Source organism: Aminobacter sp. Y103A, assembly GCF_030294925.1.
Taxonomy (GTDB): domain Bacteria; phylum Pseudomonadota; class Alphaproteobacteria; order Rhizobiales; family Rhizobiaceae; genus Aminobacter; species Aminobacter ciceronei.
In genome coordinates, this window is record NZ_AP017986.1 from 5,062,657 (window position 1) to 5,086,931 (window position 24,275).

Consider the following 24,275-nt stretch of genomic DNA (forward strand, 5'->3'; position numbering starts at 1 on the left):
AGCATGAAAAAAGCCCCTCCACACACCACAGCCCCGCAAATATCCTTGCACGAAGCGTCCCACTGCCATGGCGCATTGCGGCCACAGCGCCTATATTGGCGGTGACGGTCTGCGCTTCCCGGCAGGAGAGCATTTTCCCCGGGGCCTTAACGATCCTTAGGGAGCTGTCCCTGGGAGGACCCGTGGGTTCTTCCATACGGCGCCCACCTACTTTGTAGGTCTCCGGGATCGACTTCTTCACCGGTTGTGTGGATCGTCACCTCCCTGTCAGGATAAAACCTGCCCACCCGACGCCTGAAAGCGTCGGTTTCCGCGTTGCCGGTGCAACGGCCAATGTGCCAAACACGTGGCGAACGACAGCAGAACGGGCGAACACCGGCATGACTTCCCATCGCGAAATCAAGAAGCAGCTGCGCAAGGAAGCGCTGGCCCGGCGCGACGCGCTCGATCAGTTCTGGCGCATCGAAGCGTCGCTGGAGATGGCGGAGACGGCGCGCGACAATCTGCAGTTCGAGCCCGGCACGATCGTCTCGGGCTTCTGGCCGATGCGATCGGAGGTGGACGTCAGGCCGATGATGTTTGCCCTGCGCGAGCATGGTGCACGGCTCTGCCTGCCGGCGATCCTCGACAACCACACGATCGTCTTCCGCGAACTGGTGCGCGGCGCACCGATGGTCGATATGGGTTTTGGCACCGTCGGGCCGCATGAGGAAGCCGCGGTGCTGGACCCTGAGATCATGCTGGTGCCGCTGGCGGCTTTCGACAAACGCGGCCACCGCATCGGCTATGGCGCCGGCTATTATGACCGGGCGATCTCCAAGCTGCAGGACAAGGGCATAGAGCCCAGGCTGATCGGCATCGCCTTCGACTGCCAGGAGGTCGAGCGCGTTCCCGACGAGAACCACGACGTCATCATCCCCGAAATACTGACGGAAAGCGGGCTGCGCCGTTTCGAGCCGGCGTGAGGTGATCGGCCAGCGCGAACCCGCTCCGGGCAAATTCGGCCGGCTCCACTTGCATGATTTCGCAATGGCCCTGTAGAAGCATTTTTCATGAGACTTCTTTTTCTTGGCGACATGGTGGGCAAGGCCGGACGCACCGCGGTGTGGAATCAGCTGCCCGGCCTGATTTCTGATTTCCGGCTCGATTTTGTCATCGTCAACGGTGAGAACGCCGCCGGCGGCTTCGGCATCACCGAGGAGATTTTCCGCGAAACGCTTGCTGCCGGCGCCGATGTGGTGACGACGGGCAATCACGTCTGGGACCAGCGCGAGGCGCTGGCGTTTGCGCCGCGTGAGGAACGCTTTTTGCGCCCGGCCAATTTCCCGAAGGGCACGCCGGGGCGCGGCTCCGGCCTCTACATCGCCAGGAACGGCGCCCGCGTTCTCGTCTCGAACATCATGGGCCGGGTGTTCATGCATCCTGAACTCGACGACCCGTTCCAGGCCGGCGAGCGGGAACTGGCCGCCTGCCCATTGGGCGAACAAGCGGATGCGGTGGTGATCGACTTCCACGCCGAGGCGACGAGCGAGAAGATGTGCTTTGCCCATTTCGTCGACGGCCGCGCCAGCCTGGTTGTCGGCACGCATACCCACCAGCCAACCGCCGACCACCAGATCCTCAATGGCGGCACCGCCTATCTGACCGACGCCGGCATGTGCGGTGACTACGACTCCTCGCTCGGCATGGACAAGGAAGAACCGCTCAACCGGTTCCTGTCCAAGGTGCCGAAGGGCCGCTTCGAGGCGGCCAACGGCCCGGCCACCATCTGCGGCGCCGGCGTCGACATTTCCGACCGCACCGGCCTCGCCGAACGGGTTGCGCCATTGCGTCGCGGGCCTAGGCTCGAAGAAACCGTCCCATCCTTCTGGTCCTGACATTGACGTGGGGCCAGTCGAAACCTACTTGCCCGCCGCACGTCAGCATATGTTAGAGCATGATGCATCTATCCGGATGCACCATGTCTCGGCACTGTAGCATGTGAACGAGCGGCCGCCGGCCGCTCGCATCGTATCCAGAAGAACAACGGGGACACTTAGATGATCGAATTCCTGGCGCCGTATTTCGGCTTCATCAACGACCCGACCGCCTGGGTGGCACTGCTGACCCTGATCGCGCTCGAAGTTGTGCTCGGCATCGACAATTTGATCTTCATCTCGATCCTGACCAACAAATTGCCTGAGCACCAGCGCGCCAAGGCGCGGCGGCTCGGCATCGGGGCGGCCCTGATCATGCGCCTGGTGCTTTTGGCCACCATCTCCTTCATCGTCGCGCTGACGGCACCCGTCTTCACGGCCTTCGGCCATGGCTTCTCCTGGCGCGACTTGATCCTGATCGCTGGCGGCCTGTTCCTGGTCTGGAAGGCGACCAAGGAAATCCACCACTCGGTCGATCCCGAGGACCACAAGGACGAGATGGTGTCGCGTACGCTGCAGCTTTCGATGGGCGCTGCGATCTTCCAGATCCTGCTGCTCGACCTGGTGTTCTCGATCGACTCGATCATCACCGCTGTCGGCATGACCGACGAGATCGGCATCATGTACATCGCCGTGATCGTCGCCGTGACGGTGATGCTTTTGGCTGCAACGCCGCTCGCGACCTTCATCGAGAAGAACCCGACGATCGTCATGCTGGCGCTCGGCTTCCTCTTGATGATCGGCATGACGCTGATTGCCGATGGTTTCGGCTATCATGTGCCCAAGGGCTACATCTACGCCGCCATGGGCTTCTCGGCGCTGGTCGAGGGCCTCAACATGCTGCAGCGGAACCGCCGCAGGAAAAGTGGCGGTCACCGATGAACATGACGACGGCGGGCCAAAAGCCCGCCGTTTTCGTCTCGGCCAGCGATTTCACACCGACCGGAACCGGGCTATCATCTGATTCTGGCGCGGCCCACGCCTCCCCCCTCCAGCGGGAAAGTACTGATCGTGCAGGGTGCCTAAATCACCGAACCATCTGTTCGAGCACGTGCATAAGGAGGGGTTGCGACGACAGCTCGTATCTGGAGGTTCGCACAATGAAACTATCCGCGCCCATTCCTGTGCTGAAGCGCAAGGCCAGGCTTCTGGCCAGGACGAAGACGATCCCACTTCATCAGGCACTCGACGAGGTGGCAGCCAGCGAAGGCATTGCCGGCTGGAGCCTGCTTGCCGCCAAGGCCGCTGCCGTGCGCCCGGCGGCAAGACTGTTCGCACGGCTCGCTCCCGGCGACATGGTCCTGCTCGGCGCGCGGCCCGGCCAGGGCAAGACGCTGATGGGTCTCGAACTCGCCGTCGAGGCGATGAAATCAGGCCATCGCGGCAGCTTCTTCACGCTCGAATACACTGAAAAGGAAGTGCTCGATCGCTTCCGCGCCATCGGCGCCGACCGGGCGCAGTTTGGCAACCTGTTTGAGCTCGACAGCTCCGACATCATCAGCGCGGCCCATATCGCCGGGCGCATGGCGTCGGCGCCGCGCGGCACGATGGTGGTGGTTGATTACCTGCAACTGCTCGACCAGAAGCGCGACAATCCGAAGCTGATGGAACAGGTGCGGGCGCTGAGAGCACTGGCGCGCGACAAGGGGCTGATCGTCGTGATGATCTCGCAGATCGACCGCTCCTACGACCCGGCAACGAAGACGATGCCCGACCTCGGCGACGTCAGGCTGCCCAATCCGCTGGATCTCAAGCTGTTCGACAAGGCCTGCTTTCTAGCCAATGGCGAAGTGCGAATCCACTCGGTTTGACAAGACCGGGCGGCGGGAATGCCCGCCGCCCGAACTGTTCCAGCCTCACCAGGCGTCGGGTTCGCGCACCATGTGCACGATGTTGGCCGGGTTCATGATCCAGCCGCCACGGAAGGTTTCGCCGAGCGGCTCGATCGGGTCGCAGCGCACCGCACCGGCATCGCCGAGTTGCTTGAGCGTGCCGGCAAAATCGGGCGTGAACAGCTCCAGCCAGACCTCAGCCTGGCTCATGGTCGGGGCCTCGTCGATCCAGAGCTGGTTCGGGCCGAGCTTGAAGCCAACCGCGGGCAGCTTCTCCGGGATACCCTCGAGGCCGACCACGTCACGGTAGAAGGCGATTGTCGCCTCGTACTGGTGGCTCGGCACCTTCATGGCGATGTTGATGCCGCCTTCGATCTTTGTAGCCATTGTCTCTCTCCTCACTTGCGTTCGCTTGTCGTCGGCAATTGGCCGCGCATTTCAGAGGGATAAAAACCCTTGCGCAGGTTGATGCCGTATTCGAGCCAGGCCTTCATCGCCGACAACATTTCCGCCCAGCCCTCGCAGTTGCCGTAGGACGCCTTGCGCCCGACCGCGTCCTCGACCCAACCTGATTCACCGATGGTGACGAAGGTCGAGCCGTCCTCGAGCACATCGAAACCCATCTCGATCCTGGTTTTGTAGGCCGGTTGGCCCTCGGCCGCCTCGGCGTCCCAGCGCAGCACGATGCGCTTGTCCAACTCGATCTCGTCGACCTCCACCGGCACCGAACCCCACCAGGTGACGGTGGTGCCGGCCACCAGCGGCGCGCTGGCGCCACCCAGCGTGGTGAAGTAGCCGCTCAGCTTCTTCGGGTTGACGACCGCGTCGAACACCTCGTGGACGGGCTTGGCGATACGTCCCGAAACCTTGAATCCCAAGGACATAAGAATCTCCTGTGCTTGCACCCGGCAACAATGTGTTATAAAATTATAACATGTCAAGCGATTCGAAAGATGACAATGTTTTCAAGGCTCTGGCGCATCCGCGCCGGCGATTGATGCTGGACGTGCTGAAGGATGGCGCGCTGACGACGGGCGCCCTGTGCGAGCGTTTCGACGACATGGACCGCTGCACCGTGATGCAGCATCTGAAAGTTCTGGAAGAGGCGGAGCTGGTGGTCGCCCGGCGCGAAGGCCGCGAACGCTGGAACCACCTCAATTCGATGCCGATCAAAGAGATCCACGACCGCTGGATCAGCGAATATGCAAGCCACGCGATGAGCATCCTCGACCGGCTGAAGCTCGACCTGGAAGGCTGAGGCGCGGCCCGAGCTGTTATCTCAGCGAGTGATCAGGCGATCTTCGCCTTGCGCGTCTCGATGGCGGCGCCATGCTCCTTGCCCCACGCCGCTAGCGGCCAGAGCGCCTCGTCGAGCGACTGGCCGAGCGGGGTCGCCGAATACTCGACCCGCGGCGGCACTTCATGAAAGATCTCGCGATGGACGAGGCCATCGGCTTCCATCTCACGCAGTTGCTGGATCAGCATCTTCTCACTGATGTCGGGCACCAGCCGCTTGAGTTCGCCGAAACGGCGCGGCTCGGTGTGCACCAGCCACAAGATCAACGCCTTCCATTTGCCGCCGATCACCTGGAAGGCAGGGCCGAGGCCACAACTTTCTGGCTGGGTCTTCGCCACGAAATCCTCAATTCTTACTTTGAAGTCAGTACCTTACGAAAAGGTAGGTACTTGTTGGAACGAGTTCAATGCATAGGTTCTGCGGCACGCCGCGACTGTCCCGCGGTCAGATCTCAAGAGGATATGACATGGAACCTGTGCTCCTTTACGGCGTGCCGCATGGCTGCTCGTTCGGCTCGATCGTGGCACTCGAATGGCTCGGCCAACCCTACCGCCTGCACCGCATCGACATGACGGCCAAGCATTCCCGCACCTTCGCCAGGGTCAACCCGCTCGGCCAGACGCCGGCGATGGTCACCGGGGATGGCGGCACGCTGACCGAAAGCCTGGCGATCCTGCACAACATCGCCGCGCGCGGCCTCGACAAGAGGCTCGGCTTTGCCCAGGGCAGCAAGGCATTCGATCGGCTGAACCGGATGCTGTCCTACCTGCACACCACGCTGCATTCCGATCTCGGCTATGGCTGGAACGCCTTCAAGCTGGCCGCGGACGACGACGCCGGGCGCAACATGCTGCGCAAGATGGCGCGCGAAAAGGCAGCCATGGACTTCGCCTTCCTGCAGCGCGTGCTCGAAAACAGCGAATGGCTGGCCGGCGACCACAGAACCGTGGCCGACGCCTACTTCATCGGCATCGCGCGCTGGGGCTCGGATCTCGACTTGTTCGACATGGCAAGCGAGTTCCCCGGCATCCACAAGCACATGGCAAAACTCGAAGCCGACCCGGCGGTGATCTTCGCACATGCCATCGAAGACGAGCGAGAAGCCGTGTCATCGGGCGGGTTCCGCGGTCACGCCACGGTCGAGGAACTGGGGCTGCTCATCGCCGCTTGACCTGTCACGCCTCTCGCACCCATCGGTTGCGGAGGCGTCAACGCGGCCAGCGAAATGCTTGGACGTGGCCAGCATCTCAATGTACATCAGAAGGAACTTATTAAGCTCGGATAAAGGCTTGTTGGCCAACAATCCGAACAGGAATTTGCATACGGACGGGGAATGCTGACTGCCACCCGGGAACTGCCTTTCAGGCCAAACACTGAACCGCAACTTGCGATTGCTCTGATCGTTGCCGGCATCGTCTTCCTCGCATCGTTCTTCGGCATACTGACGCGGCCGGTCGGCTTCCTCGCCGCGGTCTGGCCGGCGAACGCCATCCTGCTCGGCATGATGGTGCGCAATCCCAGCTATGCCAAACCTTTGGGCTGGCTCGCCGCCTTCGTCGGCTACATCGTTGCTGACCTTTCAACGGGCGGAAACTTCTTCGTCACGCTGTGGCTGACGATCGCCAACATCACCGGTGCGCTGACCGGGTACCTTTTGTTCCGGCTGGTGCCGGAGAGCGACCGCTGGCTGCAGCGGCCGTCTTCGGTGCTGCACCTCTTCGCCATCTGCTGCGCGGTGGCACTGGCCGCCTCCATCGCCGGCGGCGGCGCGGCACGGCTTTTGTTTGGCAAGGACTTCTTCAGCGGCATCACCTTCTGGTTCATTACCGAGCTGGTCAACAGCCTGATCATCCTTCCGGTGCTGCTGACCTTCCCCGGCTTCCGCAGGCTGCGTGAACATTGGCCGGTCAAGCTTTCGCCAGCACTCTTCCAGCATGCCTTGCCAGCGCTGGTGCTGGTGGCTTCGGTGGGGCTTGCCGTCATACTGGGCGGGCCAGGCGCGTTGGCGATGCCCATCCCTGCCCTGCTGTGGTGCTCGCTGACCTACAGGACATTCACCACCTCGGTGCTGACCATGCTGCTGTGCACGTGGCTGCTGATCTCGATCCCGGCAAACCTCATCCCGTTGCCGGAACTTCCCGATCCGTTGCGCTCGCTTGACTCGCTGCGGCTCGGCATCGCCCTGATGGCGCTGTGCCCTCTGACGGTTGCCAGCATCAACGCCGCCCGCGTCGAGCTGATCGAACGACTGTCGCGTGCAGCCAACCACGACTCGCTGACCGGCGCGCTGTCACGCGGTGCCTTCATCGAGCGAAGCGAAGCCTGCCTGCAAGCGAACCGGGACCAAGGCACGGCGCTGCTGATGCTCGACATCGATCACTTCAAGAACATCAACGACCGCTTCGGCCATGCCGGCGGCGACGCGATGCTGAAGGAATTTGTCGTCCTGATCTCCCGTCTGCTGCGCCCGGCCGACCTGTTCGGCCGCATGGGTGGCGAAGAGTTCGCCGTGGTGCTGCCGGGCCTCGACATGATCGCGGCAACCTCAGTCGCCGAGCGCATCCGCCAGGCACTTGAAATGCGGGCGATCAAGATGCCGTCGGGCGGCGAGGTGTGGGCCACCGTCAGTATCGGTGTGGCGACGCGCGCGCCGGGGGAACACACCGATTTCGACGACATGATGCTGGCCGCCGACCGCGCGCTCTACGAAGCCAAGGAAGCCGGACGCAACATGGTTCGGGTCGGCGCACTGCAGGCCGAGGCAACAGCGCCGACCTTGAACTGAACGCTGACGTCAGACACCGTCGAGAATGACGATGGTTGGCCGCGCCGGCAGCGACCGGAGCGACACCGTGAGCGAGCGGCTGTTGCGGAACTCGACGGCAAAACCATCACCCATCATGCCGGTGAACTCGCCAATCGGGGTGGAATGCCGGTGCATCGGCAAGATCATCGACGAATAGAGCCTGGTCGTGATCTCGGTCATCGCATCGATCGACAAGGTCATGCCGCCGTCGATCGGCACCATGACGACGTCGAGCCGGCCGATGGCGCCATAATGTGCGTCCTCGAGCCGGTGATGCAGATGACCGAGATGGCCGATGCACAGGCCGGCGACCTCGAAGATGAAGATCGAGTTGCCGTCGCGCTCCATCTCGCCAAAGCGCCTGATGTCGGTCGGCACGTTGCGGACATAGACATCGTCGACGACCAGCGCATGCCTGGCCGGCCCGCCCTCGGGGTTCCAGCCGCGCAGGACATGGTCGATGCCCTGGCCCGGCATGTCGGTGTAGTGGGTGCGGTGTGCCTTGTTCATGGTGACGATGCGCGGCAACGGATCTGAACCGTAAATGCCGCTGTAATCGGTGGCGATGCGGACGCCGCCCGGCGTCTCGATGACATAGGTCGAGTGCCCGGCATAGGTGATGGTGACGTCGCCATCGACGAACGTCTGGGCCTGAAAAAAACTGGCATAGGTGACGTCTGGCAACGCCTGCGCGATGGCCATGCATTTGCTCGGCACCGGATCGTCCGCCGCCAATGCAGGGATCGACGCCAAAAGCAGGGTGGCAAGACAGGCGGCGAACAGGCGAAGGGGCATGGCGCTCTCGGGCGTTCGTGGCGAAACGCACTATCCCAGCAGCGGCGTGACGTACGGAGTCACGTTTTCGCGAGGACCGGGAAGCCCTGAAGTCTGGACGTATTGAGCCGATTTATCTATAAGGCGGCCCATTCAAACACTGCCGAAGCGACAAACAGGGGTCCCATGGCCGGCCATTCACAGTTCAAGAACATCATGCACCGCAAGGGCCGCCAGGACGCGGTGCGGTCCAAGATGTTCTCCAAGCTTGCACGCGAAATCACCGTTGCAGCAAAGACCGGCGTGCCCGACCCCTCGATGAACCCGCGCCTGCGCCTTGCCGTCCAGAACGCCAAGGCGGTGTCGATGCCCAAGGACAACATCGCCCGCGCGATCTCCAAGGCCTCCATGGGCGACGCCGAGAACTACGAAGAAGTGCGCTACGAAGGCTATGGCCCCGGTGGCGTGGCGCTGATCGTCGAGGCGCTGACCGACAACCGCAACCGTTCGGCCTCCAACGTGCGCGCGGCCTTCACCAAGGCCGGCGGCGCGCTGGGCGAAACAGGTTCGGTGTCGTTCATGTGGGACCGCGTCGGTGAAATCGTCTATCCGGCAGGCGCCGGCGACGCCGACAAGGTGATGGACGCGGCCATCGAAGCCGGCGCCGATGACGTGCAGTCGGACGAAGACGGCCACACCATCACCTGCGCTTTCGAAAACCTCAGCGAAGTGTCCAAGGCGCTCGAAAGCTCGCTCGGCGACGCCGAGTCGGTGAAGATCATCTGGAAGCCGCAGAACAACATCCCCGTCGACGAAGAGCGCGCCCAGTCGCTGATGAAGCTCGTCGGCACGCTCGAAGACGACGACGACGTGCAGAACGTCTACGCCAACTTCGAAGTCGACGAAGCGACGCTGGCCAAGCTCAGCGCGGCTTGATTTTAGTAACGCCCCGGCAAAGTGAACTGACCCCCGAAAGTTGGACACAACCTTCGGGGGTTTTGCATGTCCAAACACAGTGCGCGTTTCAAGCGCTCGGTTGTCGATAGCTATTTGTGCGGGGATGAAAGCTACGCGAGTGCGGCGTCGAAGCGTGGAGTTGACGCGGCGACTGTCCGCAAGTGGGTGGCTTTTTACCAGGCGCATGGCTGGGCGGGACTGTCGGGCAAATACGATCATTACGACGCGACGTTCAAGCTGTCAGTGCTCGAGCGGATGTGGCGAGAAGGTCTGTCGTATCGCCAGACGGCGGCGTTGTTCAATATCCGCAATGCCAGTTGCCTGGCGGGCTGGGAGAAGCGCTATCATGCGGGTGGGATAGAGGCACTCGGCCCACGTCCCGGAGGACGCCCCATGTCGAAGCCGCCGGCCCCCGCAGTGCCTGTTGCACCCAGTGACGAAGCCAAAAGCCGGGAAGAACTGCTGGCCGAACTGAAGCAACTTCGGATGGAGAACGCCTACCTAAAAAAACTGGAGGCCTTAACGCAGGGACACGTGCCCAAAAAGCACAAGCCGTCCAGGCGTTAAGGCCGTTGCATCCGCTTGAGGGCCTGCTCGATCTGGCGAAGCTGCCGCGCAGCACGTTCTATTACAGGCAAAAGGCAGCCTCGCGCCCGGACCGCCATGTGGCGCTGAAGGAGGCGATCAAGGCCATCTTCGACAGCCACAAGGGCCGCTACGGCTATCGCCGGGTGACCGCGCAACTGCGTCAGTTGGGTCAGCGCGTCAATCACAAGACCGTCCAGAGCCTGATGGCCGGGATGGGATTGAAGTCACTGGTCAGGCCGAAGAAGTATCGTTCCTACAGGGGCGAGGTTGGGCGGACCGCTCCCGATCTGTTGCAGCGCAAGTTCAGCGCCGACCGCGCCAACTGCAAATGGGTGACCGACGTGACGGAGTTCAGCGTGGCCGGCGACAAGCTCTACCTGTCTCCCATCATGGACCTCTACAATGGCGAGATCGTCGCCTTCGAGACGGCGCGCCGCTCGCGCTTCAAACTGGTGGACAATATGCTGACAAAAGCCTTCGCCCGGCTCAATGAGGACGAACGGCCGACCCTGCATTCCGATCAGGGATGGCAGTACCAGATGTCGGCATTCCAGCGCAGGCTGGAAACCAGAGGCCTTGCACAAAGCATGTCACGCAAAGGCAATTGCCTCGACAACGCACCGATGGAGAGCTTCTTCGCCACGCTCAAGTCCGAGCTCTTCCACCCGGAAAGGTTCGAAACTGTCCAAAGCCTCGATAAGGCCATCGAGCGCTACATCGACTATTACAACCACCGCCGCATCAAACTGAAACTGAAAGGGCTGGCCCCTGTGCAATACAGGACCCAGCCCTTAAATCTACCAGCTCAATGAACCGTCCAACTTTACGGGGTCAGTTCAAAGCCGGGGCGTTTTCGTTTGACGCCTTTTGCCCAGCGTGGTCGGAGCCCGCTCTGCGGCGCTTTCAGAATGAGGCCCGTAGGCGTACGGCATGACAACGCTGCCCGTTGCCCGACATCGAACAATGGGCGGATGGCACGAACCTCTCTCGTCTTGAGGTGCCCGCGAAGCGGGTCTCGTAAGACGCACAACACAGCACCGGGTTGCGAATGACCGACTCGCCCTTGCCCCAGATCCGCATCACCTACTGCACCCAGTGCATGTGGTTGCTTCGTGCCGGCTGGATGGCGCAGGAGCTGTTGTCGACATTCGGCACCGAGCTTGGCGAGGTGACGCTGGTACCGGGCACGGGCGGCGCCTTTACCATCACCTGCAATGACACGCTGGTCTGGGACCGTAAGCGCGATGGCGGCTTCCCCGATGCGGCCAAGCTGAAACAGCTGGTGCGCGACATCATCGACCCCGAGCGCGATCTCGGCCATTCCGACAGGAAAGGTCACAAGGCCAAGGACCAGGCGTGAACGTCTGCCCACGGCGAAAATCGCGCAAGCACGCAGCGCCCTGGACGGCGCCACAGATAAGTTGGAATTGCTGAGCAAGCAGGACATCGCGCCGTGGCATGGCGCGAACCCGGCGGCAGAGCGGAAAGCACCCATGACCACCAAACCACGCATCGCAGTTCTTTTCGGCGGACGCTCCTCCGAGCACGACGTCTCGCTCATGTCGGCAAGCAACGTCGTCAAGGCGATCGACGCGTCCAGATACGAGGTCGTGCCTGTCGGCGTCGCCCGGGACGGCCGCTGGTTCCTGGCCGAGCTCGACAGCGACGGCGCACTGCCCGAGGACGTGCCCACCGGTAGCGCCGAGGTGGCGCTGGTTCCGGGCGGCAAAGGGCGGCTGATCGCCCTGCCAGCCGGCGCGGCGCCGTTCGAACTGCCCAGGGTCGACGTGCTGTTTCCGGTGCTGCATGGCCCGTTCGGCGAGGACGGCGCGGTCCAGGGTTTGGCCGAGGTGGCCGACATTCCTTATGTCGGCTCGGGCGTGCTCGGCTCCGCCAACGCCATGGACAAGGACGTCGCCAAAAGACTGATGAGAGAGGCTGGGGTGCCGGTGGCGCGTGGCGTGACCGTGCATTTCGGGGACCGTCCCGCGTTCGACGCCATCAAGGCCGAGCTGGGCCTGCCTGTTTTCGTCAAGCCGGCGCGGCAGGGCTCATCCGTCGGCGTCAGCAAGGCCGAGACGGCGGAACAGTTGGACAAGGCGCTGGCCGAGGCCTTCAGATATGACCGCAAGGTGCTGATCGAGGAGTTCGTCGACGGCCGTGAGGTCGAGTTCGCCGTGCTCGAGGCGCCTGATGGATCGCTCTCCGTCTCCGTGCCGGGCGAAATCGCGCCGGCTGCGAGCCATGGCTTCTACACCTATGAAGCCAAGTACATCGATGCCGACGGCGCTGCCTTGCGCATCCCGGCGGAACTGCCAGAGACGGCCACGGCCAGGCTGCAGGAGGTTGCGCGCAGCGTCTTCCTGGCGCTCGGCTGCGAAAGCATGGCGCGCGTCGACTTCTTTGTGAAGGCGGACGGGTCGGCGCTGGTCAACGAGGTCAACACCATCCCCGGCTTCACCAACATAAGCATGTATCCGAAGACCATGGCAGCCTCCGGCGTGCCCTACCCCGATCTGGTCGGAAAGCTGATCGAACACGCCGTGGCGCGCTGGAAGCGCCAAGCCTGAGACTGAAAGGCCGGGTCAACCCCGGCCTTCTTGTTCATGCGGCACGGAAAGCCATGGCGAACGACGCCAGTGACACCACGCAGGCGACCGTACGGGCATGGTTCCACGGCAGCCACTCGTTGAGATAGCGAGCCCATATCGCGGCACCCTCGGCACTTGCCGGATCGACGGCGGCGAGCGCATCGTTGAGCGGCACGTTGAACACCATCGTCACCAGGAAGCATCCGACCAGGTAGGCGACGCTGCCGGCGAGCAGCCAGGCCGAGCCGGCCTCGGCCCAGCCGAAAATCGCCTTGGCGCCGAGGACCAGCGACAGCACCACGAGCCCCATGAACACAAGCATGAACAGCGGGTTGATGATGGTGACGTTGATCTGCTGCATGGCGGCAATGCCTTGCGCTGCCGGCAGGCGCGCGAACGACGCCATGATGGTGTTGGAGAAGATGAAGAACAGGCCGGCGGCGATGCCGGTGCCGAGCATGGCGGCGAAGACGAGTGCGGTGAAAACGGGCGCGATCATTGTGCTTCTGCCCAGATGCCGGCTGCGGCGGCATTCTTGGCATAGTCTGTGAAGTCGCGCGCGGCGCGGCCGAGCGCGCGGCTGACGTCGTCCACAACATGCTCATTGCGGCCATCGAGAACCTCGGTGAACAGCATCATCAGGAGTTCGACGAAGTCCCTTGGCAGTTGCGCTGCAGCGAGGCCGGCCTTGAAGTCTGCGGCGCCGATCTCGACGAAGCGGATGTCGCGGCCGGCGACCGTGGCGATTTCTGCGATGGCCTCGGCGAAGGTCAGCAGCCGCGGACCGGTAAGTTCATAGAGCTGACCGATGTGGCGGTTGTCCGTGAAGGCTGCGACCGCGACGTCGGCGATGTCGTCGGCATCGATGAAGGGCTCTCCGACAGCCCCCACCGGCAAGGCCACCTCTCCCGCCATCACGGCGTCGAGCAGGAAGCTCTCGCTGAAGTTCTGCATGAACCAGCTGCAGCGCAGGATCGTCCAGTCGGCGCCGGATTGCTGGACCCTTTCCTCCGCGCGCTGCGCCTCGGGTTCGCCGCGACCGGACAGAAGCACCAGGCGCTTGACACCAATGCCGACGGCGAGGTCGGCGAAGGCACCGATGGCTTCGGCAGCGCCGGGGACCGCGAGGTCGGGATAGTAGGAGATGTAGACGGCACAGGCGCCCTCGACTGCGCCTGCCCAGCTGGCGCGGTTCTCCCAGTCGAAGGAGGCGATGGCGCCGCGCGAACCGATACGAACAGGCAGATTGCGCTGCGCAAGCTGTTCGGCAATGCGGCGGCCGGTCTTGCCGGTGCCGCCAAGGATGAGAATGGGCTTCAGGTCATGCTGAAATGCGGTCATCTTGGCCTCCTTCGTTAACGTGAGTAGTCCTCACATTTGCAAATGTGATAAACCCTCATATTATGGCGGTCAAGCGGATTCGCAGCGGGCGGAAGAACCATGGAAGCGATCGAAGACAGTTCGGGCCAGGCGCTGCGGCGCGCGCCGAGCCAGAAGCGCAGCCAGGAGCGCGTCGAGCGCATGCTGCAGGCTGCGAGCGCGCTCATCTCGGAAGGCGGCAGCGACGCCATGCGCATGGGCGAGGTGGCCGAACGCGCCAGCGTGTCGATCGGCTCGCTCTACCAGTACTTTCCCGACAAGGGCGCGATCATCCGCACCCTGGCCGAGCGCTACAACGCCGAAGGCCGCGCCTGCATTTCAAACGGGCTGGCGGGCGTGGACGACATGAAGGGGCTGATCAACGCCTTCGGCGGGCTGATCGACGTCTATTACGGCATCTTCCTCGCTGAACCGGTGATGCGCGACATCTGGTCGGGCACCCAGGCCGACAAGGCGCTGCGCGACATCGACCTGCGCGATTCCAGGGCCAATGGCGCGCTGCTGGCAAAGGCGTGGCAGCGGGTCGCGCCCGCTTCAGATGCTGCCGGCATAGAGCGCAAGGCGTTCCTAATCATGTCGCTGGGCGAGGCCACGATGCGGCTGGCGATTTCGGTCGACCGCGCCGAAGGCGACACGCTGGTGGCCGACTACAAGGCGATGGCACTGCGGGAGATCGGGGCGACCTAGCCTGAGAAGACGCTGGTGGAACTGCGACTAGACCGCGCCGAACTGGTGCTGAAGCATTTCGGTTCGTTCATCGTCGTCACAAAGAGCAAGGCGTCCCAGTGACAACTGCTTGCGGTGCAACGCGACGACGGCCAGCGCGCAGGTCACGATCGTTGGCTCCGACTCGGTCCCCAAGTCGCGCAAGGCGAACTCAAAGAGACGTTGCCATGCCTCGGCATAGTCGCGTTCCAGCCATTCGGGAACCGGTGGATTTCGTGGAAAGACCAGCCGCGCTTCCTCGACCGTTGCCGCCAGACCGTAAAGCGCCCAGTGTGCAGGACGGTGTTGGGCAGAGATGCCGACAAGCTCAGGAATAGCTGCGTAGGACGCCTCCCCGACATCCCCCTGATGATGCAGCTCATTCAGAAGTTCCTCCCAGGCGGCGCTGTCGCGGTAGTTCCTGGAAAGTGCAGCGAAGGCTTGACGGGCGTCATAAGCGACTTTGTATCCGCCAGTCAGGCGAGACCATCGTTCATCACTCGACTTCAGCATGACGTTCACCCCGTGAAGCGAGATGAATATCCCGTCCGCCGGCAACAAAAAACCCGCCATGAAGGCGGGTTCTTATATTCTTGGAAGCGGGTCGGCTTAGATGCCGAGGCCTTCGTAGCGCTTCTTGAACTTCGACAGACGGCCGCCGCGGTCGAGCAGGTTGTGCTGGCCGCCGGTCCAGGCCGGGTGCGTGGTCGGGTCGATATCGAGGTTCATCGTATCGCCTTCCTTGCCCCAGGTGGAGCGGGTCAGGTATTCGGTGCCATTGGTCATGACGACCTTGATGGTGTGGTAGTCGGGATGGATATCGGCTTTCATCGCTCTGTTCCTGCTGTCGCGGCGCGGCTTGCGCAGGTATCCTGCGGCGATGCGCCTCTTTCGAAAATTCGAAGCCACGGCTAGATAGGCCACGGCTTCAGAAACGGTCGGCGTGCCTATACATCAGCCGATTTCGAATCACAAGGCCGCGCAGCCGGCAAATGGCCCGCGGCCGAGAGGGAATTGACATGGCGAACACAACAACGGCCGCCAATGAACAGCGCCGACGTTCGCTCCGCCCGCTGAGCAGGCTTTCGCCCTACCTCTACCGCTATCCCAGGCTGGTCATCGGCGCCATCATTTCGCTTGTCGCCGCCGCCGTCACCACGCTGACCCTGCCGATCGCCGTGCGCCGGATGATCGACCACGGCTTCTCCTCCGCCGATTCGAGCTTCATTGCCAAATATTTCGCCATGCTGGTGGCGATCGCTGCACTGCTCGCGCTGGCCTCTGCCTGCCGCTACTATTTCGTCATCACGCTCGGCGAGCGTGTCGTCTCCGACATCCGCCGCGACGTCTTTTCGCACGTCACCTCGCTCTCGCCAGCCTTCTTCGACACGGCGATGTCGGGCGAGATCGTGTCGCGGCTGGCCGCCGACACGACCCAGATCAAGTCGGCCGTCGGTGCCACCGCCTCCGTCGCCCTGCGCAACATCATCCTCGGCCTGGGCGCGCTCGCCATGATGGTGGTGACGAGCCCGAAACTGTCGGGCCTTGTCATCGCCGCGATCCCGTTGATCGTGCTGCCTTTGGTCGCCTTCGGTCGCTCGGTGCGGCGCAAGTCGCGGCTGGCGCAGGACACGCTTGCCAACGCCACGGCCTTTGCCAGCGAACAGATCGGCGCCATCCGCACGCTGCAGGCCTTCACCAACGAAAAGCTGGTGACGGGCCGATTCGCTGCCGCCGTCGAGACCGCCTTCAACGCCGCCCGCGCCTCGGTGCTGGCCCGCGCCGTGCTGACCTTTTTTGCCATCTTCACCATCTTCGCCTCGGTCGTCGCCGTGTTGTGGTTCGGTTCGCGCGACGTGCTTGAGGGCACGCTGTCACCCGGCACGCTCGGCCAGTTCCTGCTTTATTCGGTGTTCGCCGCGGGCGCGCTCGGGGCGCTGTCGGAAGTGTGGGGCGAACTCAGTTCGGCCGCAGGTGCTGCCGAACGCATCACCGAGATCCTCGCCGAAAAGCCCACCGTCGCGACACCGGCAGCCCCCGTCGCCCTGCCAGCAAGGAGCAGCGGCGCGATCGAATTCCGCGACGTCACCTTCTCCTATCCGGTCAGGCCCGACCGCGCCGCCGTGCGCGGCCTGAGCTTCACCGTGAAACCGGGCGAGACTGTCGCCATCGTCGGCCCGTCGGGAGCCGGCAAGAGCACGGTGTTTTCGCTTCTGCTGCGCTTCTACGATCCCGAAGCCGGCGCTGTGCTGATCGACGGGGTCGACCTCCAGAAGGCCGACCCGCAGGCCGTGCGCGACCGCATTGCCATCGTGCCGCAGGACGTGACGATCTTTGCCAGCACGGCAGGCGAGAACATCGGCTTCGGCCGGCCCGGTGCTTCGCAGGCCGACATCGTCAAGGCAGCCGAGGCCGCGCTCGCCGTCGAGTTCATCGAGAAGCTGCAGGACGGCTATGACACCGAAGTCGGCGAACGCGGCGTCACGCTCTCCGGCGGTCAGCGCCAGCGCATCGCCATTGCCCGCGCCATCCTGCGCGACGCGCCTATCCTGTTGCTCGACGAGGCGACATCGGCGCTCGACGCCGACAGCGAGCGGCAGGTCCAGACGGCGCTCGAGCACCTGATGCAGGGGCGCACCACTATCGTCATCGCACACCGGCTGGCAACCGTGCTGAAGGCCGATCGCATCCTGGTCATGGATGGCGGCCGCATTGTCGAGGAAGGCACCCATGCCAGCCTCGTCGCAAAGGGTGGCATCTATGCCCGCCTCGCCAAGCTGCAATTCGACACCGGCGCCAGCGCCTTCCAGGGCGCCGCGGAATAACGCCTCACAGGAAGGTCGCGATCTCCGACAGCGGACGCTTCTCCGTGGCATGCACGGGGATGGTGGCGCCCTCCTTGGGATAGCCGACGACCATCAGGATGTAAGGCTTGTCCTGCGGGTCGCGGCCGCAGATCTGGTTGAGGAAGCTCATTGGGTTCGGCGTGTGTGTCAGCGTCGCCAGGCCAGCGCGGTGCAGCGCGGCGATCAGGAAGCCGGTGGCGATGCTGACCGATTCGGGCACGTAGTAGTTCTTGCGCGAGACACCGTCGGCCGAGCGGCTCTTGCGCTCGCCGAAGATGCAGATCAGCCAGGGCGCCTCTTCCAGGAAGGGCTTGGAGGCATCGGTACCGAGCGGCGCCAGCGCCTTCAGCCACTCCTCGCCGGCGCGGCCCTCGTAGAAAGCACGCTCCTCGATCTCGGCCGCTTCGCGAATCTGGCGCTTGATGTCGGCGTCGCCGATGACGGCGAAATGCCAAGGCTGGTGATTGGCGCCGTTGGGTGCTGTTCCGGCAGCCATGATGCAGGTTTCGATGATGTCGCGCGGCACCGGCCGCGAGGAAAAATCGCGCACGGTGTGGCGCGTGCGGATCTCGTCGTAGAACGACTTTGCGCCGGCGCGCATCTCCTCGACCGGCTTTTCCTTGTAGTCGGGCAGCGGCAGCGTGCGGTAGGTGTGTGCGGTTGAGACGGTCATGGTTGCTCCCCAGGATTGTCGATTGCGGCGACAATCTCGAATGCCATTGCCCGCGTCAACGGGGATTGGCGACGCCTGGAGCGGCGTCGCCTTGTTCCACGACTAGAATTTGACGCCGAGGCTTGCCTTGACGCCGTGATCGCGGGCGCCGCTGGCGAGCTGGCCGTTGTAGCTGAGGGCCAGATTGGCCTTGGGCGAGACGGCGAAGTCGAGACCGGCTTCGATCAACAGTGCATCGCGGGCGATCGGCGCGCCATGGACGGTGAAGCTGTCGCCGCCGCCTGCGAAGGCGACTGTCGAGGCAGGCGTGACGTCGCCGAAGGCATGGCGCCAGCCGAGGCCGCCCCGCACCGTCGCCTTGGCGTCACCAAGGTTGAAGTCGCTTGCGGCGCGCAGGCCGAGCGTGGTCGTGGTGCTGTCGAAGCTCTTGTCGGTGCTGGTCAGCGCCGCCGCGCCGCCGGTTTCAGTGAAGCCGTCGGTCGAGGTCGAGACATAGGCAAGGCCGGCGAAAGGCTCGAAGGCGACGCGGCCCATCTCGACCTTGTAGCCCGTTTCGACGAAGGCCTGCGCCGTGCCGGCATCGTAGCTGGCCTTGAGCGTTTCGGTGAGACCGGGGAACGAGACAGTGCGGCTCGTGTCGATCGCGTGCCTGGTGTAGGACGCCCCAGCGCGCAGCGCGACGGCGCCGAAGTGACGGCCGCCATAGACACCGACATGGAAGTTGTCGCTGTCGCCCGAGGCGGCGCCGCCATCCGTGTCGAAGCTGGTGCGGCTGTAACCGCCGAGCAGGCCGAGACGCCAGCCGTCGCCGACGATGGTGTCGCCGCCGGCGACGAGGCCGCCGCTCGCGTGCTTGAAACCGCCCGAATTGCCGTTGCCGTCGAACGAACCCCAATTGCCCAGCGCCTGGCCCCAGACGACGAAGCGGTCGGTATCGGCGGCGACAAGTTCGAGACCGCCCTCGCCATAGCCCATGACGGGCAGGTCGGGTGCCGCGACATCGCCGAAGGCCGAGCGCACGCGGTCGTTGGCGAACTCGCCGAGGAACTGGCTCGTCTGCGTCGTGCCGCCGCTGACCGAAGCATGCACGTCACCGGCAAGCTGATCGAGCGCGTCGCGTGCCTCGTCCTCGTCCGTCGACATCAGCAAGGCCGAGCGCACCGGATTGCCACTCGGCAGAGTGTCGACGGCACCCGCGACGGCCGACTGGTTCGGCGACTGGGCGACCTCCTCGACCGACAGGTCGTTGCGGCTGAGCGCCAGCGTTACGTCATTGCCGTCGCCACCGGTGTAGCTGATAAGATGATTGAGGAAGAGCAGGTTGTTGAGATTACCGACCGAGGCGAAGGTTCCGGTGACGGCGTCACCGCCATCATTGGCGATGATCGTGAACGGCCCGTTGAGCGGATCCCAGCCTCCGGCCGCGCTCGGGTCGTTGGGTGTCAGTACCAGATTGAGCGTCGCACCCGATATGTCGACCGTACCGTTGACCGTCAGCTTGTCGGCTGTCGTCGGCGTCGCCTCGATCTCGAGGATGCCGTGATTGACGTAGTCGCCGTTGACGGTCTGGGTATGGACGAGGCCCGTTGTAGCCGGGTTCGCCTTGTCGCCCACAGCATGCGCTGCACCTGATGCGATTGTCACGTTGCCGACAACCGTGCCGCTGCCGCCGAACCGAGCGCCGGAGTCAACGGAGACTGGCCCAGCCAGCGTACCAATGCCCTTGTAACCGACATTCAGCATGCCGGTGTTGACGAAGGTTTCGCCGGCGAATGCGGAACTGTCGCCCCTTAATGTGATGGTGCCCGATCCCTGCTTGAAGAACTGCCCCGCGCCGGCAAGCTTAACGTTCTGCGGCAGGTAGCCCAGGCCATTGGACATGTTGGAAATCAGCTTGCTGCCAGCGTCGATGGTGATCTTGCCATCGGTCCCACCCAACCAACCGCTCGCCCCGCCGTCACCGAACTGGAGTGTACCGCCGTTAGAGATCAGCACGGTGGCCGTGCCGCTGCCGCTGTTGCCAGCGCCGGTAAGGGTCAACTTGCCACCGCCAATATGCTGGAACGAGCCTGCGCTATTGATCTGGCCGGCAACAACGAGGTCGTCGGAGCGATTGAAGACCAGCGTACCGTGATTGTTGACCGCGCCGGCAAGAGAACCTGACGTGCCACCAGATCCCAGCTGCAACGTTGCGCCGCTGGAGATGGCCGTGCTTCCGGTAAAGATGTTGTTGCCGGTGAAAATCTGTGTCCCGCCATCGATGCTGATGCCAGCGCTGCCATCGATCACGCCGGAAAAGGTGCCGCTGGCCGCTGTGATGTTGAGAATCTTGTCAGCGAGCTTGACCAGACCGCTGCCCGTCAACGCCTTGATGCTGACGCCGCCACCCTTGTTCGAGATGTCGAACGTACCGTCGACCGTCAATCCGCTGGAGGCGCTGATGCTGCTGCTGCTGCCAACCATCTGGAGTGTCGTACCGGAGCCGATCGTGGTGGCGCCTGTATAGGTGTTGACCCAATCGCTGAGCTTCAGCGTACCGCCGCCGACAATGTCGAGCCCGGCTGACCCTTTGATGACCATGCCGATCTCGGCGGAAACTCCAGGACCCACATTTATCGTCGCCGAGCCGATTGCCGGCGCCAAGGTAAGCGAGTCGGAAGCAGTAGCCGTAAGCCTGTAGCCGCTGGCCGTGAAACGAAGTGTATCGAAATTCTGGTGCCCCTGGACGTTTACCCCTCCACCAGTGCCGCCGAACACCGCTGTGCCACCAACCCATTGCTGGTTTGTTGTGCCGGTGACGTCGGTCCAGTTGGTGCTGCCAGCAACCCATGTGCCGGCACCTCCATTGACGGCACCATTGGCAACGATGTCGGCACCATCCCAATACTGGTCTGCAAGGACCGGCGACGCAGCGCCGAGCACAACCGCCACGGCCGCGAGCGTCGCCAGCGCCGTGCCGGACCGCAAGGCGGCGAGACGGGCGATTGGTCGGTTCGAGGGTTGGCTGGAAGAGGTCCTGTTGGCTTGAGCCGATTCCAAATGAGTCCGCGCAGCAGAGCTGCGGTCAAAAAAAGGCATGATATCCCCACCACTTATATGCACGCCCAAACCGGGCAAAGGCATTGTGCGGAGACCCCAATCTCCACCCAAAACTCAACAATAGATTTTGCTTAGAACAGCCAAGCTTATTCAGCAACAGAGAATATTAGGTATGAAGCATTAAACTTGCTTCAACCCGTACAACCGCCAACTCCACTCACCGACGTTTCGAGACGACTCGCGCATGCAAGTGAAATGCGCCAGCAAATGCCAAATGGGGCAGCAGGCATTTGCGACTGTTCTACTCCCTCGATATACACCACGCCTCAAATGCCCTCGAACGAACAGATGAGAAGGTCATCAGTGATGTCCTGACCACCCAGGGACCACCGATCGGCCCAGGCAGGCTGGAGCGAACCGCACAGGGCAAAAAGTGGCACACCCGAAAGAGCGCGCGTTCTGGAAAAAATGGCAGGCACTGCTTGCTCCCCACCTGCCGTCGGGAGGGGAGCTTATCCCTCAGGCAGGCCCCTAAATGATGAGCCACACCTAAGCGACAACACCGTGGTTGGGAAGATTTCGTCCCGCGCCATTTTTGGGTCTAATTCCGGAAACCGGCATTTGACAGATTAGGGCCACGCGGCTCCAGCGGGCACCATGGCTCAAAACTTCACCGCCAAGGTGGCCCTGGCCCCGTGGTCACGCGTACTGTTGCCGATCTGGCCGACATAGGCCGTGGCAAGACGCATGCGCAGCTTCTCAGCTATCGGGCGCGAGGCCGCGGTCGATACCGCAGCGCCCCCCGCCTGCGCCAAGCCGCCGAAGAGGAGGAAAGCCTGCTGCCGGGGGATATTTTGGCCGCGGCGCGGACGATCATCGACCAGCGCCACATGGATGCGGAGCCGTCGCCGGGGTGCGTTGCCGCCCGCGGTGGATGCTCGCGTTCCGAGCTTTATCGCGCATTCTCGGGACAGGCCGAGTCCGTCGCGCCTGCCATCTGGACAGCGCGGCTCGAACGATCGCGGCGCATGCTGACGCTGAGCCCGGCGCTCGACCTCAGCGTCGCCCAGATCGCTTCCAGCTGTGGCTTCCTCGATCCCTCCAACTTCAACCGCATGTTCCGCAATCGCTACGGCATGACGCCGCGCGAGATGCGCGAGCTGGACCGCGACAGGTCCGAAAACGGCTAGCGCGCCGCGTGCCGGCCGGCGTTGCGGCCGGAGAATATGCAACCGCCGAGGAAGGTGCCTTCGAGCGCGTTGTAGCCGTGATAGCCACCGCCGCCGAAGCCGGCGACCTCGCCGGCAGCATAGAGGCCGAGAATAGGCTCGCCATTGGCACCGAGCACCTGACCATTCAGATTGGTGTGCAGCCCGCCCAGCGTCTTGCGGGTGAGCACATTGAGGCGGACGGCGATCAGCGGGCCGTTGGCGGGATCGAGGATCTTGTGCGGCTTTGCCGTCCGCACCAGCCGGTCGCCGAGATAACGCCTGGCGCCATGGATGGCGGTGACCTGGGCGTCCTTGGAGTAGGGATTGTCGATCTCGCGGTCGCGCGCTGCGATCTGGGCATGCAGTCGGTTATGGTCGATGAGGTCGTTGCCGGCGAGCACATTCATGCCGGCCACAAGATCACGGAGATTGTCGCGGACGACAAAATCCTCGCCATGCTGCTTGAAAGCCTCGACCGACGGCGGCGCGCCCTTGGCGCGGCGGCTCTTCAGCACCTCGATCCAGCGCTTGGAGGTCAGGTCCGGGTTCTGCTCCGAGCCGGACAGCGCGAACTCCTTCTTGATGATCTTCTGGGTCAGCACAAACCAGGAGTATTCGTGGCCGGCGGACAGGATGCGCCGGAGTGTGCCGAGCGTGTCGAAGCCAGGCAGGAACGGCGCTTCCAGCCGCTCGCCCAGCGCGTCGAACCACAGCGACGACGGCCCCGGCAGGATGCGGATGCCGTGGTTGGGCCAGATCGGGTTCCAGTTGGTCAGGCCCTCTGTGTAGTGCCACATGCGGTCGCGGTTGATGACCGCGCCGCCGGCGGCTTCAGTGATCGCGACCATGCGGCCGTCGACATGGTGCGGCACGCCGGCGACCATCTTCTTGGGCGCCGGCCCGAGCCTGTCGGTCGGCCAAGCCGTTCGAACGAGGTCGTGATTGCCGCCGATGCCGCCCGAGGTAACGATGACGGCGTCGGCATGGAATTCGAAATCGCCTGTCACCTTGCGGCCGGATTGCTGGCCACGCTCGACGGCAGACGACTCCAGGATTTCGCCGGCGACACCGGACATTGCACCATGGGTCTTGATCAGCCGGCTGGCCTGATGACGGAATTTCAGCGCGATCCGGCCCGCCGCAGCATGATCGCGGACACGACGGACAAACGGTTCGAGCACGCCCGGGCCGGTGCCCCAGGTGACATGGAAACGCGGCACCGAATTGCCGTGGCCATGCGCCAGCGCGCCGCCACGCTCGGCCCAACCAACGACGGGAAACCAGCGCATGCCCTGGGCATGCAGCCACGGCCGCATCTCGCCGGCAGAGAAATCGATGAAGGCTTCGGCCACCTTGCGCGGCCAATGATCTTCTGGCCGGTCGAATTGCGCCGATCCCATCCAGTCCTGCAAGGCGAGCTCGCGGCTGTCCTTGATGCGCATGCGGCGCTGTTCGGGACTGTCGACGAAGAACAGCCCGCCGAGCGACCAGAACGCCTGGCCGCCGAGCGAGTTCTCGCTCTCCTGCTCGAGCATGATGACCCGCTTGCCGGCATCGGCCAGCTCTGCCGCGGCAACCAGACCGGCAAGTCCGCCACCGACAACGATCGCATCCGCCTGGTCAGCCAACTGCCCCTCCCAAGGTCCTCTGCTGTCGCGGC

The 24,275-nt window shown here is 63.6% G+C and carries 25 protein-coding genes and 1 other RNA gene; 15 read left to right on the plus strand and 11 right to left on the minus strand.

The window, feature by feature from the left end:
• The first annotated feature begins 103 nt into the window (after window positions 1-103).
• From ssrS to Amn_RS24885, 5 genes are all read left to right on the plus strand, one after another.
• Window positions 104-259, plus strand: a non-coding RNA gene (ssrS, locus tag Amn_RS24865) — 6S RNA.
• Between the two features lie 121 nt (window positions 260-380).
• On the plus strand, window positions 381-965 hold the full coding sequence (locus Amn_RS24870; protein WP_286292934.1) for a 5-formyltetrahydrofolate cyclo-ligase: 585 nt from the start codon (window positions 381-383) through the stop codon (window positions 963-965).
• An 87-nt stretch (window positions 966-1,052) separates the two neighbouring features.
• Window positions 1,053-1,877, plus strand: a complete 825-nt coding sequence (locus Amn_RS24875; protein WP_286292938.1) for a TIGR00282 family metallophosphoesterase — start codon at window positions 1,053-1,055, stop codon at window positions 1,875-1,877.
• Window positions 1,878-2,039: 162 nt separating this feature from the next.
• Window positions 2,040-2,798, plus strand: coding sequence for a TerC family protein (locus Amn_RS24880; RefSeq protein WP_154387227.1), 759 nt, complete (start codon window positions 2,040-2,042; stop codon window positions 2,796-2,798).
• A 218-nt stretch (window positions 2,799-3,016) separates the two neighbouring features.
• On the plus strand, window positions 3,017-3,727 hold the full coding sequence (locus tag Amn_RS24885; protein WP_286292941.1) for a DNA helicase: 711 nt from the start codon (window positions 3,017-3,019) through the stop codon (window positions 3,725-3,727).
• Window positions 3,728-3,772: 45 nt separating this feature from the next.
• Here the strand turns inward: Amn_RS24885 and Amn_RS24890 are convergent, their stop codons facing one another.
• Complete coding sequence (locus Amn_RS24890; protein ID WP_286292944.1) at window positions 3,773-4,135, minus strand: VOC family protein; 363 nt, start codon at window positions 4,133-4,135, stop codon at window positions 3,773-3,775.
• Between the two features lie 11 nt (window positions 4,136-4,146).
• Window positions 4,147-4,632 carry an SRPBCC domain-containing protein gene (locus tag Amn_RS24895; RefSeq protein ID WP_286292946.1) on the minus strand — a complete coding sequence of 162 codons (486 nt, stop codon included), beginning with the start codon at window positions 4,630-4,632 and terminating at the stop codon, window positions 4,147-4,149.
• Between the two features lie 50 nt (window positions 4,633-4,682).
• Between Amn_RS24895 and Amn_RS24900 the strand changes: the two genes are divergently transcribed.
• Window positions 4,683-5,006: an ArsR/SmtB family transcription factor gene (locus tag Amn_RS24900; RefSeq protein WP_067956912.1), complete on the plus strand. Its 324-nt coding sequence runs from the start codon at window positions 4,683-4,685 to the stop codon at window positions 5,004-5,006.
• Window positions 5,007-5,038: 32 nt separating this feature from the next.
• On the opposite strand, the gene Amn_RS24905 is transcribed toward Amn_RS24900, so the two are convergent.
• Window positions 5,039-5,383, minus strand: a complete 345-nt coding sequence (locus Amn_RS24905) for a winged helix-turn-helix transcriptional regulator (RefSeq protein WP_286292948.1) — start codon at window positions 5,381-5,383, stop codon at window positions 5,039-5,041.
• A 128-nt stretch (window positions 5,384-5,511) separates the two neighbouring features.
• Here Amn_RS24905 and Amn_RS24910 point away from each other — a divergent pair, with 128 nt between their 5' ends.
• Both Amn_RS24910 and Amn_RS24915 read left to right on the plus strand, forming a co-directional pair.
• Window positions 5,512-6,216 (plus strand): glutathione S-transferase family protein, encoded by a 705-nt coding sequence (locus Amn_RS24910; protein ID WP_286292950.1) that lies wholly within the window; start codon window positions 5,512-5,514, stop codon window positions 6,214-6,216.
• A 162-nt stretch (window positions 6,217-6,378) separates the two neighbouring features.
• The gene (locus Amn_RS24915; RefSeq protein WP_286292952.1) at window positions 6,379-7,830 is read left to right on the plus strand and encodes a GGDEF domain-containing protein; all 1,452 of its coding nucleotides are present in this window, start codon (window positions 6,379-6,381) and stop codon (window positions 7,828-7,830) included.
• A 9-nt stretch (window positions 7,831-7,839) separates the two neighbouring features.
• Here Amn_RS24915 and Amn_RS24920 read toward each other — a convergent pair whose 3' ends face one another.
• Entirely contained in the window at window positions 7,840-8,646 is an 807-nt protein-coding gene (locus tag Amn_RS24920) for an MBL fold metallo-hydrolase (protein ID WP_286292955.1), read from the minus strand.
• Between the two features lie 165 nt (window positions 8,647-8,811).
• Between Amn_RS24920 and Amn_RS24925 the strand changes: the two genes are divergently transcribed.
• From Amn_RS24925 to Amn_RS24940, 4 genes are all read left to right on the plus strand, one after another.
• A complete protein-coding gene (locus Amn_RS24925; protein WP_115730462.1) occupies window positions 8,812-9,561 on the plus strand; it encodes a YebC/PmpR family DNA-binding transcriptional regulator in 750 nt (249 codons plus the stop codon).
• 66 nt (window positions 9,562-9,627) lie between these two features.
• A protein-coding gene (locus Amn_RS24930; protein ID WP_502874740.1) for an IS3 family transposase occupies window positions 9,628-10,982 on the plus strand; the annotation gives its coding sequence in 2 pieces (ribosomal slippage) (window positions 9,628-10,104 and window positions 10,107-10,982; 1,353 coding nt in all).
• A gap of 236 nt (window positions 10,983-11,218) precedes the next feature.
• Window positions 11,219-11,530 carry an Rdx family protein gene (locus tag Amn_RS24935; RefSeq protein WP_286292959.1) on the plus strand — a complete coding sequence of 104 codons (312 nt, stop codon included), beginning with the start codon at window positions 11,219-11,221 and terminating at the stop codon, window positions 11,528-11,530.
• A gap of 133 nt (window positions 11,531-11,663) precedes the next feature.
• Window positions 11,664-12,740 carry a D-alanine--D-alanine ligase family protein gene (locus Amn_RS24940; protein WP_286292962.1) on the plus strand — a complete coding sequence of 359 codons (1,077 nt, stop codon included), beginning with the start codon at window positions 11,664-11,666 and terminating at the stop codon, window positions 12,738-12,740.
• Between the two features lie 34 nt (window positions 12,741-12,774).
• Here Amn_RS24940 and Amn_RS24945 read toward each other — a convergent pair whose 3' ends face one another.
• A complete protein-coding gene (locus Amn_RS24945) occupies window positions 12,775-13,260 on the minus strand; it encodes an anthrone oxygenase family protein (RefSeq protein ID WP_263005848.1) in 486 nt (161 codons plus the stop codon).
• Complete coding sequence (locus tag Amn_RS24950; RefSeq protein ID WP_286292969.1) at window positions 13,257-14,102, minus strand: NmrA family NAD(P)-binding protein; 846 nt, start codon at window positions 14,100-14,102, stop codon at window positions 13,257-13,259. Before Amn_RS24950 ends, Amn_RS24945 begins: the two co-directional genes overlap by 4 nt.
• 99 nt (window positions 14,103-14,201) lie before the next feature.
• Here Amn_RS24950 and Amn_RS24955 point away from each other — a divergent pair, with 99 nt between their 5' ends.
• Entirely contained in the window at window positions 14,202-14,828 is a 627-nt protein-coding gene (locus Amn_RS24955) for a TetR/AcrR family transcriptional regulator (RefSeq protein ID WP_286292971.1), read from the plus strand.
• Window positions 14,829-14,855: 27 nt separating this feature from the next.
• Here Amn_RS24955 and Amn_RS24960 read toward each other — a convergent pair whose 3' ends face one another.
• Both Amn_RS24960 and rpmE read right to left on the minus strand, forming a co-directional pair.
• The gene (locus Amn_RS24960; protein WP_246340609.1) at window positions 14,856-15,419 is read right to left on the minus strand and encodes a hypothetical protein; all 564 of its coding nucleotides are present in this window, start codon (window positions 15,417-15,419) and stop codon (window positions 14,856-14,858) included.
• A 36-nt stretch (window positions 15,420-15,455) separates the two neighbouring features.
• On the minus strand, window positions 15,456-15,677 hold the full coding sequence (gene rpmE / locus Amn_RS24965) for a 50S ribosomal protein L31 (RefSeq protein WP_067956883.1): 222 nt from the start codon (window positions 15,675-15,677) through the stop codon (window positions 15,456-15,458).
• 188 nt (window positions 15,678-15,865) lie between these two features.
• Between rpmE and Amn_RS24970 the strand changes: the two genes are divergently transcribed.
• Window positions 15,866-17,671 (plus strand): ABC transporter transmembrane domain-containing protein, encoded by a 1,806-nt coding sequence (locus Amn_RS24970; protein WP_067956880.1) that lies wholly within the window; start codon window positions 15,866-15,868, stop codon window positions 17,669-17,671.
• A 4-nt stretch (window positions 17,672-17,675) separates the two neighbouring features.
• On the opposite strand, the gene Amn_RS24975 is transcribed toward Amn_RS24970, so the two are convergent.
• Window positions 17,676-18,365 carry a nitroreductase family protein gene (locus Amn_RS24975; protein WP_286292977.1) on the minus strand — a complete coding sequence of 230 codons (690 nt, stop codon included), beginning with the start codon at window positions 18,363-18,365 and terminating at the stop codon, window positions 17,676-17,678.
• Between the two features lie 102 nt (window positions 18,366-18,467).
• A complete protein-coding gene (locus tag Amn_RS24980; protein WP_246340719.1) occupies window positions 18,468-21,404 on the minus strand; it encodes an autotransporter outer membrane beta-barrel domain-containing protein in 2,937 nt (978 codons plus the stop codon).
• Between the two features lie 695 nt (window positions 21,405-22,099).
• Between Amn_RS24980 and Amn_RS24985 the strand changes: the two genes are divergently transcribed.
• A complete protein-coding gene (locus Amn_RS24985; RefSeq protein ID WP_067956871.1) occupies window positions 22,100-22,594 on the plus strand; it encodes a helix-turn-helix transcriptional regulator in 495 nt (164 codons plus the stop codon).
• Here Amn_RS24985 and Amn_RS24990 read toward each other — a convergent pair.
• Complete coding sequence (locus Amn_RS24990) at window positions 22,591-24,243, minus strand: FAD-binding dehydrogenase (protein ID WP_067956867.1); 1,653 nt, start codon at window positions 24,241-24,243, stop codon at window positions 22,591-22,593. The two genes, Amn_RS24985 and Amn_RS24990, sit on opposite strands and share 4 nt — an antisense overlap.
• Between the last annotated feature and the right edge of the window lie 32 nt (window positions 24,244-24,275).

Excerpts from the sequence above, each read along its gene's own strand:
- Amn_RS24885 (WP_286292941.1), top strand. The coding sequence starts at position 3,017 with ATGAAACTATCCGCGCCCATTCCTGTGCTGAAGCGCAAGGCCAGGCTT.
- Amn_RS24945 (WP_263005848.1), bottom strand. The coding sequence starts at position 13,260 with ATGATCGCGCCCGTTTTCACCGCACTCGTCTTCGCCGCCATGCTCGGC.
- Amn_RS24870 (WP_286292934.1), top strand. The coding sequence starts at position 381 with ATGACTTCCCATCGCGAAATCAAGAAGCAGCTGCGCAAGGAAGCGCTG.
- Amn_RS24920 (WP_286292955.1), bottom strand. The coding sequence starts at position 8,646 with ATGCCCCTTCGCCTGTTCGCCGCCTGTCTTGCCACCCTGCTTTTGGCG.
- Amn_RS24925 (WP_115730462.1), top strand. The coding sequence starts at position 8,812 with ATGGCCGGCCATTCACAGTTCAAGAACATCATGCACCGCAAGGGCCGC.
- Amn_RS24940 (WP_286292962.1), top strand. The coding sequence starts at position 11,664 with ATGACCACCAAACCACGCATCGCAGTTCTTTTCGGCGGACGCTCCTCC.
- Amn_RS24955 (WP_286292971.1), top strand. The coding sequence starts at position 14,202 with ATGGAAGCGATCGAAGACAGTTCGGGCCAGGCGCTGCGGCGCGCGCCG.
- rpmE (WP_067956883.1), bottom strand. The coding sequence starts at position 15,677 with ATGAAAGCCGATATCCATCCCGACTACCACACCATCAAGGTCGTCATG.
- Amn_RS24950 (WP_286292969.1), bottom strand. The coding sequence starts at position 14,102 with ATGACCGCATTTCAGCATGACCTGAAGCCCATTCTCATCCTTGGCGGC.
- Amn_RS24900 (WP_067956912.1), top strand. The coding sequence starts at position 4,683 with ATGTCAAGCGATTCGAAAGATGACAATGTTTTCAAGGCTCTGGCGCAT.
- Amn_RS24895 (WP_286292946.1), bottom strand. The coding sequence starts at position 4,632 with ATGTCCTTGGGATTCAAGGTTTCGGGACGTATCGCCAAGCCCGTCCAC.
- Amn_RS24890 (WP_286292944.1), bottom strand. The coding sequence starts at position 4,135 with ATGGCTACAAAGATCGAAGGCGGCATCAACATCGCCATGAAGGTGCCG.
- Amn_RS24875 (WP_286292938.1), top strand. The coding sequence starts at position 1,053 with ATGAGACTTCTTTTTCTTGGCGACATGGTGGGCAAGGCCGGACGCACC.
- Amn_RS24880 (WP_154387227.1), top strand. The coding sequence starts at position 2,040 with ATGATCGAATTCCTGGCGCCGTATTTCGGCTTCATCAACGACCCGACC.
- Amn_RS24975 (WP_286292977.1), bottom strand. The coding sequence starts at position 18,365 with ATGACCGTCTCAACCGCACACACCTACCGCACGCTGCCGCTGCCCGAC.
- Amn_RS24935 (WP_286292959.1), top strand. The coding sequence starts at position 11,219 with ATGACCGACTCGCCCTTGCCCCAGATCCGCATCACCTACTGCACCCAG.
- Amn_RS24910 (WP_286292950.1), top strand. The coding sequence starts at position 5,512 with ATGGAACCTGTGCTCCTTTACGGCGTGCCGCATGGCTGCTCGTTCGGC.
- Amn_RS24970 (WP_067956880.1), top strand. The coding sequence starts at position 15,866 with ATGGCGAACACAACAACGGCCGCCAATGAACAGCGCCGACGTTCGCTC.
- Amn_RS24915 (WP_286292952.1), top strand. The coding sequence starts at position 6,379 with ATGCTGACTGCCACCCGGGAACTGCCTTTCAGGCCAAACACTGAACCG.
- Amn_RS24960 (WP_246340609.1), bottom strand. The coding sequence starts at position 15,419 with ATGGCGGGTTTTTTGTTGCCGGCGGACGGGATATTCATCTCGCTTCAC.